The sequence below is a fragment of the Haloplanus sp. GDY1 genome (assembly GCF_023703775.1).
GTDB classification, from domain to species: Archaea; Halobacteriota; Halobacteria; order Halobacteriales; family Haloferacaceae; genus Haloplanus; species Haloplanus halophilus.
Genome location: NZ_CP098514.1, coordinates 453328 through 467842 on the forward strand (window position 1 = coordinate 453328; position 14515 = coordinate 467842).

The window sequence follows — 14515 nt, forward strand, 5'->3', positions numbered from 1 at the left end:
AGCCGGAAGCTCTTTGCCACGGACACGACACCACTCGGTATGATCGACGAGACCATCGAGGAGATCCGTCGGATGCAGACCCACAGTTCGTCGGTGGTCGCGGTCAAGGCCACCGCCGCGCTCCGGGAGCTCCTCGACAGGGACTACCGCAACGTCGAGGCCTACGAGCGCGACCTGGAACGCAACGCCGGGGCGCTCCGCCGGGCCAACCCCTCCCACGCCTCGCTCCACAAGGCGATGCGGGAGGTCGTCGACGGCGTCCTCGGGGAGGCCCGAACCGTCGAGGAGGCGAAGGCCCGAACCCGGCAGGTGATCGACCGGGTCACCGAGGACATCGAGACCGGCAAGCGACGGGCGGCCGCCGAGGCCGCCGAGACGTTCGAGGACGGCGAGACCTTCCTCACCCACGACTTCTCCTCGACCGTGCTGGAGGCCATCGAGACGGCCGCCGCCGACGGCTGCCACCTCACGGGATACGTCACCGAGGCGCGGCCGCGCTACCTCGGCCGGAAAACCGCCCGCCGCCTCGCCGAGATGGACCGCGTCGATCCGCACCTCGCCGTCGACAGCGCCGCCGGCTACCTGCTGGATCGGTGTGACCGGGTGATCGTCGGCATGGACTGCATCGTCGAGGACACCCTCTACAACCGCGTCGGCACGTTCCCCCTCGCGGCCGCCGCCGACGTGGCCGACGTCCCCGTCACGGTCGTCGGCTCGCAGTCGAAGATCATCGAGGACGACTTCGTCTTCGAGAACGAGTCCCGGCCGCCCGCGGAGGTGATCCGCGAACCCGTCGAGGGCGTCGAGATCGAGAACCCCGCATACGACGCGACGCCGATGTCGCTCATCGACGAGGTGGTCACGGATCGGGGCACCTACGACGACTGACTACCGGCGGATCAGTTCCGAGAGCCGGTCGCGCAGCCGTTCGTCGGGGCCGAGACGCAGGTAGAACGCGTCGCCGTCGTCCTCGTAGTAGCTCTCGATCCGCCGCTTGATCTCGAAGCCGACGGACTCGTAGAAGGCGAGCGCCCGGTCGTTCGTCGCGCGGGCGTGACAGGTGACCGTCCGGTGTTCCTCGGCCACCTCCGCGACGAGTCGTCGGCCGTGGCCCTCGCCCCGCCGGTCGGGGGCGACGGCCAGAAAGAGGATGTAGCCGTCCCGCCGGGCCGTGGCGAAGCCGACGAGGTCCTCGTCGAAGTAGAGCAGGTGGGTCTTCGCCCGCCGGTAGGCGTCCATGAAGAAGCGCTTTCGCTGTTTGAGGACGCCCTCGGTGCGGCGGATCTCCTCTTTGAGCTCCCAGGCCTCGTCGGCGTGGTCGGCCGCCCCGGGGCCATCGACGCGTTTCTCGACGGTAACGCTCACTACACGGGTGCTAAGGGAGTCCGGTATTATAACTTCACCGTCGGTGACCATCGTCGCCGGCTTCGCCCGCGGCGCTCAGAACGCCCGGTCGAGGTAGTCCGACTCCCATCCACCCTCGTCGTCGACCGACGCCTCCCACTCGCTGCGCTTGACCTCGAGGTAGCAGCCCAACAGCTCCTCGCCCATCGCCGATTCGAGGACGTCGTCGTCCGCGAGGGCGTCCAGCGCCTCCGAGAGCGTGGTCGGGAGCCGTTCGATCCCGCGTTCGGCGCGTTCCGAGTCGTCGAGCGTCCCGGGGTCGCGGTTCAGCGGCTCGCCGGGGTCGAGTCCGCGCTCGATGCCGTCCAGCCCGGCCGCGACGAGCGCCAACTGCGCGAGGTAGGGGTTGGCCGTGTTGTCCGCGGGCTTGAACTCGACGCGGGTCGTCGCCTCCGGGGCGCTCCGGTCGATCGACGGCACCCGGACGGCCGCCTCGCGGTTGTCCTCGCCCCAGCAGGTGTAGGCCGACGCCCACATCCCCGGCGCGAGGCGGTCGTAGGACTCGACGGTGGGGGCCGTCACCGCGACCAGCGCCGGCGCGTGTTCGAGCAGGCCGCCGACGAACGCCCGGCCCGCCTGCGAGAGGGGGTACGGCCCGTCGGCGTCGGGGTCGTGGAGGACGTTCTCGCCGTCCCGCCACAGCGAGAGGTGGACGTGACAGCCGGTCCCGGGGAGTTCGGGGAAGGGCTTGGGCCGGAAGGTGGCGTCGATGCCGTGGTCCGCGGCGACCGCGCGGACGGTCTCCGTGAACCGGACGTGGTTGTCCGCGGCGGCGACGCCCGTGTCGTGATCGATCACGAGTTCCTGCTGGCCGGGGCCGTACTCGGGGTAGTAGGCCGCCAGCCCCATGCCCTGTGCCTTGAGCGCGTCCACGGTGTCGAGGACGACGTCGTGGGCGCTCCGCATCCCGTCCGTCGAGAAGCAGGTGGTGTCGTCGAGGGGGACCGTCTCGCCGTCGTCGGTCGTCCGGGTGTAGTAGAACTCGCTCTCGTAGGCCAGTTCGGGCGCGTACCCCTCGCTCGACAGGTCGTCCAGATACCGGCGGAGCTGCGCCCGCGGCCCCGCGGCCCAGGGCTCGCCGTCCAGGTCGTGCAGATCCGCCAGCACGAGCGCGGCGCGGTCGGCGTACGGCAGGGGGGTGAACGTCTCCGGATCGGGCACGATCCGCACCTCGCCCGCGGGACCGAAGCGGCCCTCTCCGGCCAGCAGGTCCAGCGCGTTGAACGACTGCATCGCGTGGGTGACGTTCGTACCGTCGGCGAGCACCCCGGGTAGCGACTCCCGGTCGACGACCCGCCCCCGCGGCACGCCGCTGTTGTTGACGAAGACGACGCGGACCAGTTCCACGTCCTCGGCGTCCGCACGCTGGAGGACGTCCTCGGTGTCAGTCATGTGCTGACACGGGGCGTGATACCCCATTATCCCGGCGGCTATCGGCAAATTCGTCTCCTTTCTCGGACGGCAAACCGTTTTGGCCCCGCCCGTCCTCGTTCCGACGACGCCACCGATGAGCTTCGAACTCCGACCCCACACCGCCGACGTCGCCGTCGCGGCGTCGGGGGAGTCCCTCGGCGAGACGTTCGCCGCCGTCGCCGACGGCCTCGCGGCCGCCACCTGCGACGAGATCCCCGAGACGGGCGAGCGCTTCTCGCTCTCCGTCCGCGCCGAGGGACTGGAGGCCCTGCTGTTCGACTACCTCGATCAACTGATCTACGAACGCGACGTGCGGGGCGTCCTCCCCGTCGCCAACGAGGCGACGGTCCGGGAGGCGGACGGGGCGTGGGTGATCGAGGCCAGCGCCCGGGGCGTGCCGTTCGCGGACGTCACCGCTCGGGACGTGAAGGCGGTGACCTACTCCGAGATGCGCGTCGAGCGAACCGACGACGGGTGGGAGGCGTACGTCGTCCTCGACGTGTAGTAACGTATTCCCGCGTCGATCCCCTCGGCTCACACATGACCACGCGCGAGTTCGACGGGATCACCCTCGAACGGGTCCGGGAACACGTCTGGGAGATTCCGCGGGAGGGCGACATGCGCGTCCCCGCGCGGGTGCTGGCGAGCGAGTCGCTGCTGGAGCAGATCGGCGACGACAAGACGCTCCAGCAACTCAAGAACGCGACTCACCTGCCCGGCATGACCGGCCACGCCGTCTGCATGCCCGACGGCCACCAGGGGTACGGCTTCCCCGTCGGCGGCGTGGGGGCGACGGACGCGAAAACCGGCTGTATATCGCCTGGAGCGGTTGGTTACGATATCAATTGCGGCGTAAGAATGATGCGAACCAACCTCACCTACGACGACGTGCGGGGCCACGAGGAGGAACTCGTCGAGGCCCTCTTCGCGAACGTCCCCTCGGGGCTCGGCGGGGGCGGCATCGTCGAGGGCGACAGGGACACCGTCGAGGCGGTCCTCTCCCGCGGCGTCGACTGGGCGCTCGAGGAAGGGTGGGCCGTCCCCGACGACCTGGAGCACTGCGAGGACGAGGGCCGCCGGCCCGACGCGGACCCCGACGCCGTCTCGCAGAAGGCGAAGGACCGCGGGAAAAACCAGTTGGGGAGTCTGGGGAGCGGTAACCACTTCCTCGAGGTTCAGCGGGTGACCGACGTCTACCGCGAGGACGTGGCCGACGCGTACGGCCTCGAACCCGATCAGGTCGTCGTCCTGATCCACTGTGGCAGTCGGGGGCTGGGCCACCAGACCTGCACCGACTACCTCCGGAAAATCGAGAAGCGACACGGCGACCTGCTGGCGGAGTTGCCCGACAAGGAACTCGCCGCCGCGCCCGCGGGGTCGGAGCTCGCCGAGGCGTACTACGGGGCGATGTGTGCCTGCATCAACTTCGCGTGGGTGAACCGCCAGCTGATCATGCACCGGGTCCGGCAGGTGTTCGAGCGGGTCTTCGACCGCTCGTGGGAGTCGATGGACATGCACCTGCTGTACGACGTGGCCCACAACATCGCGAAAAAGGAGGTCCACGAGGTCGGGGGCGACCCGGCGGGAGGCGGCGACGCCGACCGCGAGGAGCGCGAACTCTACGTCCACCGGAAGGGCGCGACGCGGGCGTTCCCTGCCGGCCACCCCGAGGTGCCCACGGCCTACCGCGACGTCGGCCAGCCGATCATCATCCCCGGGAGCATGGGCGCCGGGAGCTACGTCCTCCGGGGCGGCGAGGCGTCGATGGACCTCACCTTCGGCTCGACGGCCCACGGCGCCGGCCGACTCATGAGCCGGACGCAGGCGAAAAACGAGTTCTGGGGGGAGACGGTTCGGGACGAACTCCGGGATCAGCAACACGTCTACGTCAAGGCCCAGAGCGGCGCGACGGTGGCAGAGGAGGCCCCCGGCGTCTACAAGGACGTCGACGAGGTGGTCCGCGTCTCGGACGAACTGGGCATCGGCGACAAGGTGGCGCGGACGTATCCGGTCTGTAACATCAAGGGTTAGTCCTCGTTCCCGGCAGTGTCGTCCCGGTCGGCCGGCGTCCCCGTCCCGGAGTCCGTCGAGCGCCGCGCCTCGCGTCGCCGGAACGCGAAATACGCCAGTGCGGCGACCCCGAGGAGGGTGAGCGTGAGGCCGTCCTCGGGGACGGCGCCCAGCCAGACGGCACGAAGCAGGTCCGCGAGGCCGAGCGCGAGCAACAGGAGGCCGGCGGCCAGCACCCAGGTCCCCGCGTCCTGGCGCGTGGCCGGGTACTGCCCCGACTCGATGAGTTTCATCTCCTTGCGATGCTCGGCGTAGAGGATGGCCCCGAAGAAGGCGAGACCGATGAGGAGGACCGATCCGATCACCGCGAGGCCGACGACGTCCCCTCCGGGGACCTGTAACGGGGTCATGCGTTCCGTACGACCTGTCAGTTCATAAATGCCGATGTCGGTCGAGCCGCGGAGACACGCCGGACGACCGAAACGTCACAAGTAGTTAAGATGAATCGCCGGCAACCGACTGTCGTATGTTCCCACTTCAACAGGGGTTCGCGCTCGATCCGGAGGCGTACGTCCCGCCGGTCGTGAGCGCGGTCACGACCGTCGTGTTGTTCCTCGCCGTCTTCGTGATCGTCTACCTGGTTGGAACGTCGGTCGTGGCTCGGGTCGTCAGGGAGTCGCTCGAACGCCGCGAGTTCGAGGAGACGCTCGTCGGCCTCGCGGTGAGTACGGCGGTGGCGATCACCGGGGTTCTCGCGGTCGCCCTGGCCGCGACGGTCGCCGGGTTCGGGATCGTCCTCGCGGCGTTCGCGACGCTCGCGGGTGCGCTCGCACTCGCCGTCGGCTTCGCCGCACAGGACCTCATCGCCAACTTCGTCGCCGGCGTGTTCATCATCCAGGACGAACCGTTCACGGCCGGCGACTGGATCGAATGGGGTGGGAACGACGGCGTCGTTCGGGAGATCCACCTGCGCGTGACGAAACTCGATACGTTCGACAACCAGTTGGTCACCGTCCCGAACGCCGACCTGGCCAACGCGGCGGTGGTGAACAACGTGGCGAACGACAGGCGGCGGGTCTCGGTCGACTTCGGCATCGGCTACGGCGACGACATCGAGCGGGCACGGGCGGCCATCGTCGACGAGGGTGCGGGAGTCGACGGCGCCCTCGACGCCCCCGAACCGACGGCGCCCGTCACGGGACTGGGCGACTCGGCGGTCGTCCTCTCCGGGCGACTCTGGATCGACCCCCGGGAACACGGCTACGGCGCCGTTCGGGCGCGGTTCGTCGAGGCGGTCAAGGAGCGATTCGACGCCGAGGGAATCGACATGCCGTACCCCCACACGGAGCTCACGGGCGGGGTCGATGTGACGGGGGTCGGTGGGATCGAGTCGGCGACCGGCGACTGAGCGATCCGGGGTTACGGATCGAGTCGGACGTACTCGCTCTCCGGCCGCGGCTCGACCGGTTCGCCCCCCTCGAAGCGGACGTAGCTCAGATAGAAGGGGTCGCCACACCCGGACTCGTCGTCGCGGAGGGTGCCGTCCTCGCCGCAGACGAACCGGACGCCGTCCGCGGCCTCCACGTCCCCGTCGGCGTCGACGTAGGTCCACCCCTCCAGCGGGTAGGGGGTCACCGACTTGTCGGCCAGGTACCCCTCGCGTTCGAGTTCGACGACCGCCTCGCACCGCGGACAGTGGTAGGTGACCGGGTAGCCCATACCGATCGTAGGGGCGAGACGGACTTATACTGCGGGCTGGCGGTCGGCGTGTACGGTACAGCGGGCGCCAGCCGCCTCCTTCCCGAACGATTAACCCCCTGGCCGACCTCCGGACGGGCGTGTCCTGGAACACCGTCACGCTCGAGGTTTCCGACGATGTCGCCCGTCTCACGGTCGACCGTCCCGACGCGCTGAACGCGATGAACACCGAGACGCTGGACGAGATCGCCGAGGCGATCGCGGCGGCCGAATCGGAGGCGGCGCGCGTGCTGATCCTCACGGGGGCCGGCGACGACGCGTTCATCGCCGGCGCCGACATCGACTACATGAAGGAGTTCTCGACGCCCGAGGCGCTGGCCTACGCCGAGCGGGGACAGGGGATCGTTCGCGACCTGATCGAGTTCCCCGGCGTCACCATCGCCGCCATCAACGGCTACGCCTTCGGCGGCGGCTGCGAGTTCGCCCTCGCCTGCGACCTGCGGGTGGCGAGCGAGCGCGCCGTCATCGGCCAGACCGAGATCGACCTGGGCATCATCCCCGGCTGGGGCGGCACCCAGCTCCTCCAGCGGCTCGTCCCCGACGAGACGGCCCGGCGGCTGATCTTCTTCGGCGACCGCCTCGACGCGTCCGACGCCTACGAGCGGGGGCTGGTCGGCGACGTCGTCGCGCACGACGACCTCTACGACCACGTCGACGAGATGGCGGCCGAACTGGCGTCGAAGCCGCGCCACGCCCTCCACGCCGCGAAGGAGGCGCTGAACGCCTACCACGAGACCGGCGGCGAGGGCGGCCTCACCGTGGAGCGACGGGCCTGGAGCGGCCTGTTCGGCACGCCCGACCAGCGCGAGGGGATGGCGGCCTTCGTCGAGAAGCGCGACCCCGAGTTCGAGTGATCGCGGGCGGGGACGCGAACTCAGTACTCAGTCACCTCCCCCAGCCCCGACTCCCGATGGCGTCGGCCATCCGCGCGAGGCCGAGCGCGAGCCCCCGCCGGTCCGGATCCAGCACGCCCATCTCGGCCCCGGTTCCGGCCCCACGCGCATCACGGTCGCGCTCGCGGCGCGTCCCGCCGGCTCGGGCCTACCTCTAAGTGTCGAGGGGTCCAACGCCCCGGCATGGGCGAACGCATCAAACTGAATCGCGTCGAGTCGGCCTTCGAGCGACTCGACTACCCGGTCACTCGCGACGACGCCGCCGCGGAGTTCGCCGACGTGACCGTACTGTTCGCGGACGGGGAGTCGAACCTCGGGGAACTCGTCTCCGAACTCGGGAGCGACGCCTTCCACGGCCCGGACGAACTGTTCGCGGAACTCCAGAACGTCCTCCCGGTGGAGGCCGTCGGCGAACCGGGACAGTCCGAGGGCGACGCCTGAGCCCGGCGTATCCGTGGGTTAAAGACCGTCGAGCGTCAGGGTTCGAGCCACCATGGAGTTCTGCGACGAATGCGGATCGATGATGCAGACGGAGGACGGCGTGTGGGTCTGTACGCAGTGTGGTCACGAGACGCCGCGCGACGCCGCGGCGGAGGCGGGCATGGTCACGACGCAGGCCCAGGAGGAGTCGGAGATCATCGAGTCCGGCGGCGAGTCGAGCGGCCTCCCGACGACGAGCGCCGACTGCCCGGAGTGTGACAACGACGAAGCCTACTGGTACATGCAGCAGATCCGCGCCGCCGACGAGTCCGAGACCCGCTTTTTCGTCTGTACCGAGTGCGAACACAAGTGGCGCGAAGACGACCACTGACCCCGCTCCTCGCGCGTCGGTCGACCGGTGTGCCCGCGGCGCTCGCGCCGGCGTGACGGCGACCGAGCGGCCGGTCGCCCAAGGTATATGGTGGCCGACGCCGTTCACGCGACGATGGTCTCGCCGCCGTCGGTCCCGAGCGAGCGACTGGCCGGCTGGCGACTGGCGACCGACGCCACCGAGACGCCGTTTTCGGCGGCGGGGCTCACCGTCACCGCCCGCATCCTGCTGTACGAGGACGACCGACTCCGCGAAACCGTCCGGGAGCGGACCGGTCTCGACCGAAGCTGGCGGTTCTTCCTCGCCGCCCGACTCGAACTCGCCCCGTCGCCGCCGGTGACGGGCGCGCTCCGCGGTCTCGTCGCGAGTCGCGCGAGTCGCGGGTTCGCCGACCGCCTCGTCGACCGGGGGTTCACCGCCGTCGACCGGGCCGAGCGCCGGTCGCTCCGGGTCGGCGACGCGGACGCGCGCCTGTTCCGATACGACGCCCGGTGTCCGGTCGGGGGCGTGACCCTCGCCGTCGACGGCTGGCTCGCGGTGTGGGCGCCAGACCGGGCGTTCAGGCTCGCCGGCGGCGCCTACCCGCGGGGCGTGGCCGCCGTCGACGGGTCGGTCGAGGACGACGTCGGTGAGCGCCTCGGCGCCACCCTCGACCCCGAGACGTTCCGCGCGGACCTGTTCGGACTGATCCGCGGGACGGGTTAATCAAGCAGGGAACACAGGAGGCCGCCGAGGCTGATCCGTGCGGGGTCGACACCGAGGGCGCGCGAGAGGCGGCCGGGTTCGTGTGCCGGTCCCGCCCGCGCGACGCTGTGGCCGCGGACCCGGAGGTCGAGGGTGACGTCGGCGTCGCGCAGGTGGTCGAGGACGGTCCGGCCCCCGGACGACAGCGCCCTCGCCGCGGCGAGCGACGGTGCCCGGACGACAACGAGGTCGCCGTACCCCCGGATCGACACCGTGGCGTCGCCGACGTCGACGGTCAGGTCGGCGTACACGTCGAGCGGACGATCCGGGTCGCTCACTCGCGCTCGCGCTCGCGGGTCCGGATGCGGACGGTGCCGTCGAGGCGCCAGCGCGCGTGGTCGGCGTCGGGACCCATCCGATCCGGGACGCGGATCTCCAGGTCGTCGAACTCGTAGGTGATCTCGGCACCGCGGCCGGTGAGTCGCTCGTACAGTCCCACCGCCAGTTCGGGCCAGGTTCGCACGTCGTCGATCTCGGCGCCGCGCTCCCGACTCATACCCGCCGGTTCGGCGGCCACGTACTTATACGGTCGGCACGGTCGACGGCTCCGGACCGCCTACAGCAGGCGGGCGACCGTGAGGTAGCCGGTGTGGCCGACGCCGCGGGTGTCCGGCCGCGACCCGCGCTCGTCGAACGTCATCCGCCGCTGGATCGTCTCGTGGGTCTCCACGTCGGTCAGGCCGACGTCCTCGGCGGCGGCGACGGCGTCGCGCGTCCCCTCGACGAACGGCGAGTAGACGACGACGAACCCGCCGCTTTCGAGGAGGTCCGGCGCCCGCCGGACGACGGACGGCGCGTCCGCGGTGTCGAGGGTGCAGAGGTCGAACCCCGGTCCCTCGGCCAGTTCGTCGAGCGCGTCGGTCACGTCGCCCGTCCGCACGTCGACCCGGTCCTCGACGCCGGCGAGGCGCATGTTCTCCCGGGCCACCGCCGCGAACTCGGGGTCGCACTCGTAGGTCCGCACCGTCGCCTCGATGCGGCCGAGGTAGGCCGCGAGGACGCCCGTCCCGGTGCCCGCATCGAGGACCCGGTCGCCGGCCGCGGCGCCCGTCATGCCGATCACCAGCCCCACGTCCCGGGGCATCATCGGCGCCCCCGTCCGCTCGAAGTGATCGAACAGGTCCGGGCCCCGCGGCTCGCGGACGACGAACTCCTCGCCGAGGTGGGTCTCGAGTCGGTCCCCCGGTTCCACGTCCTCGGGGACGGTCAGGACGCCGAGGTCGGTCTGGAGTTCCTCGCCGGGCGCCCGGAGGTACTCCCGGTCGCCGCGGACCAGCAGGATCACTCCAGTCGGGCGACGGCCGCCGCCAGGTCGCCGTCGGCCGCTTCGAGGGCCTCGCGGGCCGCGTCTTCGCTCGCGCCGGCCCGCATCGCGACGAGTTCCACGTCGTCCTGGGGGATGCCGTCGTCGTCCGCCTCGTCCGCCCCGTCGTCACCCGCCTCGACGGCGCCGGCCGTCCCGGTGCCGGCCGGGCGACTCTCGGGTTCGCCGACGACCTGGTAGGTCTCCTGGCCCTGGGCGTCCATGCGCGTCACCTGGACGTCCGAGAAGACGAGTTCCTCGTCGGCCGTCCGGATGACGACCTCCTCGGCGTCGAGTTCGGACACGTCGATGCCCATCTGTTTCATCATCTGTTTCATCTTCCGTGGATTCATGCCGCCGCCGCCACCAAACATGGGTCGAGGGTGGGGATGTGGCGGCAAAAGCATGGCGAAGGACCGCCGTCCCGGGTCGACGCCCGGCGTCGTGCGCCGCCGCGGCGGTCGCTCCGCGGGGACTACACGTGTGACTTCGGCATCAGGTCCGCGAACGTCTGGGCGTCGAGCCACTCGCAGAGCTGGCAGAGCTGGTCGCTCGCCGCCTCGAACATCCGCTCGCCCTTCTCGGCGGTGGCGTCGGTCTGGTCGCCGAGGACGCCGTTGCCGGTGTTGTCGGCGGCGTCGTAGAACGTCCGTGCGCCGTGTCTGATCGTGTCGGCCGCCTCCACGTCGGGAACGCCGCCGTCCCGCGCCTCGGCCAGGCGGTCCTCGCGGACGAGCTCCGGGCGGAGGTGCTGGATCATCGCCGTCTCCTTCGGTCCCCCGTGCGGGCCGTTCTGTTCGAACAGGTCGTCGACGAGTTCGGGGATGCTGTCGTTCCACATCCACTCGACTGCGTAGAGTTCCTCGTCGTCGCGGAGTCGGCGACCCACCTCGCGCAGGTGTTCGACGTTGCCGCCGTGGGCGTTGACGTAGATCACGCGGTCGATGCCGTGGTAGGCGAGGTTGCGCGTGAACGACTCCACGTAGTCGCGGAACTCGGGGGCGTCGACCCACATGGTGCCGGTGAACTGGCGGTGGTGGGGGCTGACGCCGACGTTGATCGTCGGGGTCCGGAGGAAGCCGGTGCGGCGGGCCGCCTCGCTGGCGAAGGCCTCGGCGATGAGGTGGTCGGTCGCCAGCGGGAGGTGGGGGCCGTGCTGTTCGGTCGATCCGAGGGGCACGAGCGCGAGCGACTCGTCGTCGAAGTAGTCGTCCAGTTCCGGCCAGGTCTCGTCTGCGAGGTACATCCTACCCGTACCGCGGGCGGGCGGACCCTTAACGTGTGTGACCCGCGGCTCAGCCCGCCCGCCCGGTCAGGCGGTCCCGGCGCCGTTCGAACTCCTCGTCGTCGAGGTCGCCGGCGGCGTACCGCTCGCGAAGGGTCGCGCGGGCGCCGTCGTCGGCCGTCCCGTCGCCGCCCGCGCGGGCCGTCAGGTACAGGGCCGCGGCGACCAGGCCGACGATCAGGAGGGCGGTCAGGAGCACGAGCCACCAGCCACCGACGCCGAGGCCGGCGCCGCCCATACCCATTCCGCCGGTCGGTCCGGCGCCCCAGTGGGGGCCGCCACCCCAGTGGGGGCCGTGCGGGCCGGGGCCGTGCGGGCCGGGGCCGTGTGGCCCGGGGTGCCACTGTGCCAGTGGGGCGATACCGGGGATCTGGATGGGTAGTTGCATCGTGCTCACCTCGATTATAGGTCCGTTCGCGGCGGGCTTAACTGCCGGCGCCGCTTCCCGAGTTCCGGGAATCGGCTGTGAACGTCGCCCTCGAAGGCTTAAGGTCGCGGCGGCCCTCCCCCCGGCCATGTTCGACCCCGACGACCTCGAACGGATCCGCGAGGCCAAGGCGGAGTGGGAGGCCGACTCCTACGGGCCGACCGTGGACCGGTTCGGGGAGCGAACGGACACCTTCACGACCGACACCGGCGGGCAGGAGGTCGACCCGCTCTACACCCCCGCGGACGTGGCCGACCTGGACTACCGGGAGGACGTGGGGTTCCCGGGCGAGGAGCCCTACACTCGGGGCGTCTACTCGACGATGTACCGCGGTCGGCTGTGGACCATGCGCCAGTACGCGGGCATGGGGACCGCGAGCGAGACCAACGAGCGGTTCAACTACCTGCTCGACGAGGGGCAGACGGGGCTGTCGATGGCCTTCGACCTGCCGACGCAGATGGGGTACGACTCCGACGCCGCGATGGCGGCGGGCGAGGTGGGGAAGTCCGGCGTCGCCATCGACAGCCTGCGGGACATGGAGACGGTGTTCGACGGCATTCCGCTCTCGGAGGTGTCGACGAGCATGACGATCAACGCGCCCGCCGCCATCCTGCTGGCGATGTACGTCGCCATCGGCGACCAGCAGGGGGTCGACCGCTCGGAGCTCCGGGGCACGATCCAGAACGACATCATGAAGGAGTACATCGCGCGCAACCTCTACATCTACCCGCCGGAGCCCTCCATGCGCCTCATCACCGACATCTTCGAGTTCTGTGCCGAGGAGACGCCGAAGTTCAACACCATCTCCATCTCGGGCTATCACATCCGCGAGGCGGGGTCGACCGCCGCCCAGGAGATCGCCTTCACCCTCGGCAACGGCATCGAGTACGTGAACGCCGCCCTCGACGCCGGCCTCGACGTCGACGAGTTCGCGCCACAGCTCTCCTTTTTCTTCAACGCCCACAACAACATCTTCGAGGAGGTGGCGAAGTTCCGGGCCGCCCGACGCATGTGGGCACGGATCATGGAGGAGCGCTTCGGTGCCGAGAACCCGAAGTCCAAGCAGTTGAAGTTCCACACCCAGACCGGCGGATCGACGCTGACCGCCCAGCAGATCGACAACAACGTCGTCCGGGTGGCCTACCAGGCGCTCGCGGCGGTGCTGGGGGGCACCCAGAGCCTCCACACCAACGGCAAGGACGAGGCGCTCTCCCTGCCGACGGAACAGAGCGTCCGGACGGCGCTCAGAACGCAGCAGATCCTCGCCCACGAGTCGGGCGCCGCCGACACCATCGACCCCCTCGCCGGGAGCTACTACGTCGAGTCGCTGACCGACGACCTGGAGCGCGAGGCCTTCGACCTGCTGGCGGAGGTCGACGAGCGCGGCGGGATGCTGGAAGCCGTGAAGTCCCAGTGGGTCCAGGGCCAGATTCAGGACGTGGCCTTCGACCGGCAACAGGAGATCGAGGAGGGCGAGCGGATCATCGTCGGCGTCAACGAGTTCCGGGTCGAGGACGAGGACCCCGAGGTCGACCTGGAGGAGGTGACCGAGGAGGACGAGCGCCGGCAGGTCGACCGCCTGGAGACGGTTCGCGCGGAGCGCGACGACGAGGACGTCGAGGCGGCGCTCTCGGCGCTCCGTGAGACCGCCCGCGGCGACGACAACCTCCTCCCGCCCATCGTTGACGCGGTGAAGGCCTACGCGACCGTCGGCGAGATATCGAACGTCCTCCGCGACGAGTTCGGGGAGTACCAGCCGGGCCGGTAGTCGATCCGGACACGCGCCGCGATCAGGGGGAGACGATCAGCGACCGATCCCCGCGGTCCAGCCGGTCGATGTACTCGTCGATCACGGTGCTCTTCCGGTGTTCCACCATCAGGTGGATCCGAAGCTCCGCTGGATTCGGCATCCCCGTCCGGCAGAGCGGACAGTCGACCCCGTCCGAATCATTCATCATCTTTCATTATGATATCTGATCCACCGGTATTATAGGTTGTGGTGGCCGTCGAGCGGGCGGGTAGCCTCCCGGGTAGGAACAACGTTTTATCGCCACCGTCCATTCTCCGGGTGATGAGCGAGACCGGATCACCGGGCGACGAACTCGACCGAGACACGATCACGGGCAACGAGATCGCCAACTGGCTGAACGCGCACGGCCCCGACTGGGTGCTGCGGATCGAGCCGCTGGGGGAGGATCCGGAGTATCTCGGGTTCGTCGACGGTCGGTTCAAACTCTTCAAGGACGACGAGACGATTCCCATCGCGCTGCACTACATCTCGGATCTCGCCGACCGCGCACGGACCGTCGAGAGCGTCCCCGTCGAGGAGTCGCCCTTCTCGACGGCGGACGACGAAGACGAGGACGCGGACGACGAGTCCTGACACGGTTTATTGTCAGTCGTCAGTTCGCCGCGACGATCCGGCGAACCACCGGGACGCAGTTACGATCGTCCGTACGACTCCCCA

The 14515-nt window shown here is 70.0% G+C and carries 21 protein-coding genes; 10 read left to right on the forward strand and 11 right to left on the reverse strand.

The features are described from left to right. The first annotated feature begins 39 nt into the window (after nt 1-39). Entirely contained in the window at nt 40-888 is an 849-nt protein-coding gene (locus NBT67_RS02495) for an eIF2B alpha/beta/delta subunit family protein (RefSeq protein WP_251343241.1), read from the forward strand. Here the strand turns inward: NBT67_RS02495 and NBT67_RS02500 are convergent, their stop codons facing one another. Together NBT67_RS02500 and glnA2 are read right to left on the reverse strand one after the other, a co-directional pair. After that, nucleotides 889-1365, reverse strand: coding sequence for a GNAT family N-acetyltransferase (locus tag NBT67_RS02500; protein WP_251343242.1), 477 nt, complete (start codon nt 1363-1365; stop codon nt 889-891). Nucleotides 1366-1440: 75 nt separating this feature from the next. Next, nucleotides 1441-2796 (reverse strand): gamma-glutamylputrescine synthetase, encoded by a 1356-nt coding sequence (glnA2, locus tag NBT67_RS02505; RefSeq protein WP_251343243.1) that lies wholly within the window; start codon nt 2794-2796, stop codon nt 1441-1443. A 115-nt stretch (nt 2797-2911) separates the two neighbouring features. Here glnA2 and NBT67_RS02510 point away from each other — a divergent pair, with 115 nt between their 5' ends. Together NBT67_RS02510 and NBT67_RS02515 are read left to right on the forward strand one after the other, a co-directional pair. Beyond that, a complete protein-coding gene (locus tag NBT67_RS02510) occupies nt 2912-3322 on the forward strand; it encodes an archease (protein WP_251343244.1) in 411 nt (136 codons plus the stop codon). A gap of 35 nt (nt 3323-3357) precedes the next feature. After that, entirely contained in the window at nt 3358-4848 is a 1491-nt protein-coding gene (locus NBT67_RS02515; RefSeq protein WP_251343245.1) for an RtcB family protein, read from the forward strand. Here NBT67_RS02515 and NBT67_RS02520 read toward each other — a convergent pair. Continuing rightward, entirely contained in the window at nt 4845-5237 is a 393-nt protein-coding gene (locus tag NBT67_RS02520; protein ID WP_251343246.1) for a hypothetical protein, read from the reverse strand. The genes NBT67_RS02515 and NBT67_RS02520 overlap by 4 nt on opposite strands. Before the next feature lie 116 nt (nt 5238-5353). Here NBT67_RS02520 and NBT67_RS02525 point away from each other — a divergent pair, with 116 nt between their 5' ends. Beyond that, nucleotides 5354-6235, forward strand: a complete 882-nt coding sequence (locus NBT67_RS02525; protein ID WP_251343247.1) for a mechanosensitive ion channel family protein — start codon at nt 5354-5356, stop codon at nt 6233-6235. An 11-nt stretch (nt 6236-6246) separates the two neighbouring features. On the opposite strand, the gene NBT67_RS02530 is transcribed toward NBT67_RS02525, so the two are convergent. Beyond that, a complete protein-coding gene (locus NBT67_RS02530; protein ID WP_251343248.1) occupies nt 6247-6546 on the reverse strand; it encodes a DUF7969 family protein in 300 nt (99 codons plus the stop codon). 119 nt (nt 6547-6665) lie between these two features. On the opposite strand from NBT67_RS02530, the gene NBT67_RS02535 reads away from it, so the two are divergent. From NBT67_RS02535 to NBT67_RS02550, 4 genes are all read left to right on the forward strand, one after another. Beyond that, nucleotides 6666-7439, forward strand: coding sequence for an enoyl-CoA hydratase/isomerase family protein (locus tag NBT67_RS02535; protein ID WP_251343249.1), 774 nt, complete (start codon nt 6666-6668; stop codon nt 7437-7439). A 222-nt stretch (nt 7440-7661) separates the two neighbouring features. After that, a complete protein-coding gene (locus NBT67_RS02540) occupies nt 7662-7919 on the forward strand; it encodes a DUF5789 family protein (protein WP_251343250.1) in 258 nt (85 codons plus the stop codon). Nucleotides 7920-7971: 52 nt separating this feature from the next. Beyond that, the gene (locus NBT67_RS02545) at nt 7972-8289 is read left to right on the forward strand and encodes a transcription factor S (RefSeq protein WP_251343251.1); all 318 of its coding nucleotides are present in this window, start codon (nt 7972-7974) and stop codon (nt 8287-8289) included. A gap of 114 nt (nt 8290-8403) precedes the next feature. Beyond that, nucleotides 8404-8994: a DUF6517 family protein gene (locus NBT67_RS02550; RefSeq protein ID WP_251343252.1), complete on the forward strand. Its 591-nt coding sequence runs from the start codon at nt 8404-8406 to the stop codon at nt 8992-8994. Here the strand turns inward: NBT67_RS02550 and NBT67_RS02555 are convergent. The 6 genes from NBT67_RS02555 to NBT67_RS02580 form a co-directional block, all read right to left on the reverse strand. Continuing rightward, nucleotides 8991-9311 carry a hypothetical protein gene (locus NBT67_RS02555; protein ID WP_251343253.1) on the reverse strand — a complete coding sequence of 107 codons (321 nt, stop codon included), beginning with the start codon at nt 9309-9311 and terminating at the stop codon, nt 8991-8993. The genes NBT67_RS02550 and NBT67_RS02555 overlap by 4 nt on opposite strands. Further along, nucleotides 9308-9529, reverse strand: coding sequence for a hypothetical protein (locus NBT67_RS02560; RefSeq protein WP_251343254.1), 222 nt, complete (start codon nt 9527-9529; stop codon nt 9308-9310). The genes NBT67_RS02555 and NBT67_RS02560 overlap by 4 nt, the downstream gene beginning before the upstream one ends. Before the next feature lie 60 nt (nt 9530-9589). Beyond that, on the reverse strand, nt 9590-10318 hold the full coding sequence (locus NBT67_RS02565; RefSeq protein ID WP_251343255.1) for a methyltransferase domain-containing protein: 729 nt from the start codon (nt 10316-10318) through the stop codon (nt 9590-9592). Beyond that, complete coding sequence (locus NBT67_RS02570; protein ID WP_251343256.1) at nt 10315-10710, reverse strand: nascent polypeptide-associated complex protein; 396 nt, start codon at nt 10708-10710, stop codon at nt 10315-10317. Before NBT67_RS02570 ends, NBT67_RS02565 begins: the two co-directional genes overlap by 4 nt. A gap of 101 nt (nt 10711-10811) precedes the next feature. After that, on the reverse strand, nt 10812-11582 hold the full coding sequence (locus NBT67_RS02575) for a creatininase family protein (RefSeq protein ID WP_251343257.1): 771 nt from the start codon (nt 11580-11582) through the stop codon (nt 10812-10814). Nucleotides 11583-11631: 49 nt separating this feature from the next. Next, entirely contained in the window at nt 11632-12009 is a 378-nt protein-coding gene (locus NBT67_RS02580) for an SHOCT domain-containing protein (protein WP_251343258.1), read from the reverse strand. A 127-nt stretch (nt 12010-12136) separates the two neighbouring features. Between NBT67_RS02580 and NBT67_RS02585 the strand changes: the two genes are divergently transcribed. Beyond that, nucleotides 12137-13816, forward strand: coding sequence for an acyl-CoA mutase large subunit family protein (locus NBT67_RS02585; RefSeq protein WP_251343259.1), 1680 nt, complete (start codon nt 12137-12139; stop codon nt 13814-13816). A gap of 22 nt (nt 13817-13838) precedes the next feature. On the opposite strand, the gene NBT67_RS02590 is transcribed toward NBT67_RS02585, so the two are convergent. Then, entirely contained in the window at nt 13839-14006 is a 168-nt protein-coding gene (locus tag NBT67_RS02590; protein ID WP_251343260.1) for a hypothetical protein, read from the reverse strand. Between the two features lie 113 nt (nt 14007-14119). Between NBT67_RS02590 and NBT67_RS02595 the strand changes: the two genes are divergently transcribed. Further along, nucleotides 14120-14431: a hypothetical protein gene (locus NBT67_RS02595; RefSeq protein WP_251343261.1), complete on the forward strand. Its 312-nt coding sequence runs from the start codon at nt 14120-14122 to the stop codon at nt 14429-14431. Nucleotides 14432-14515 lie beyond the last annotated feature (84 nt).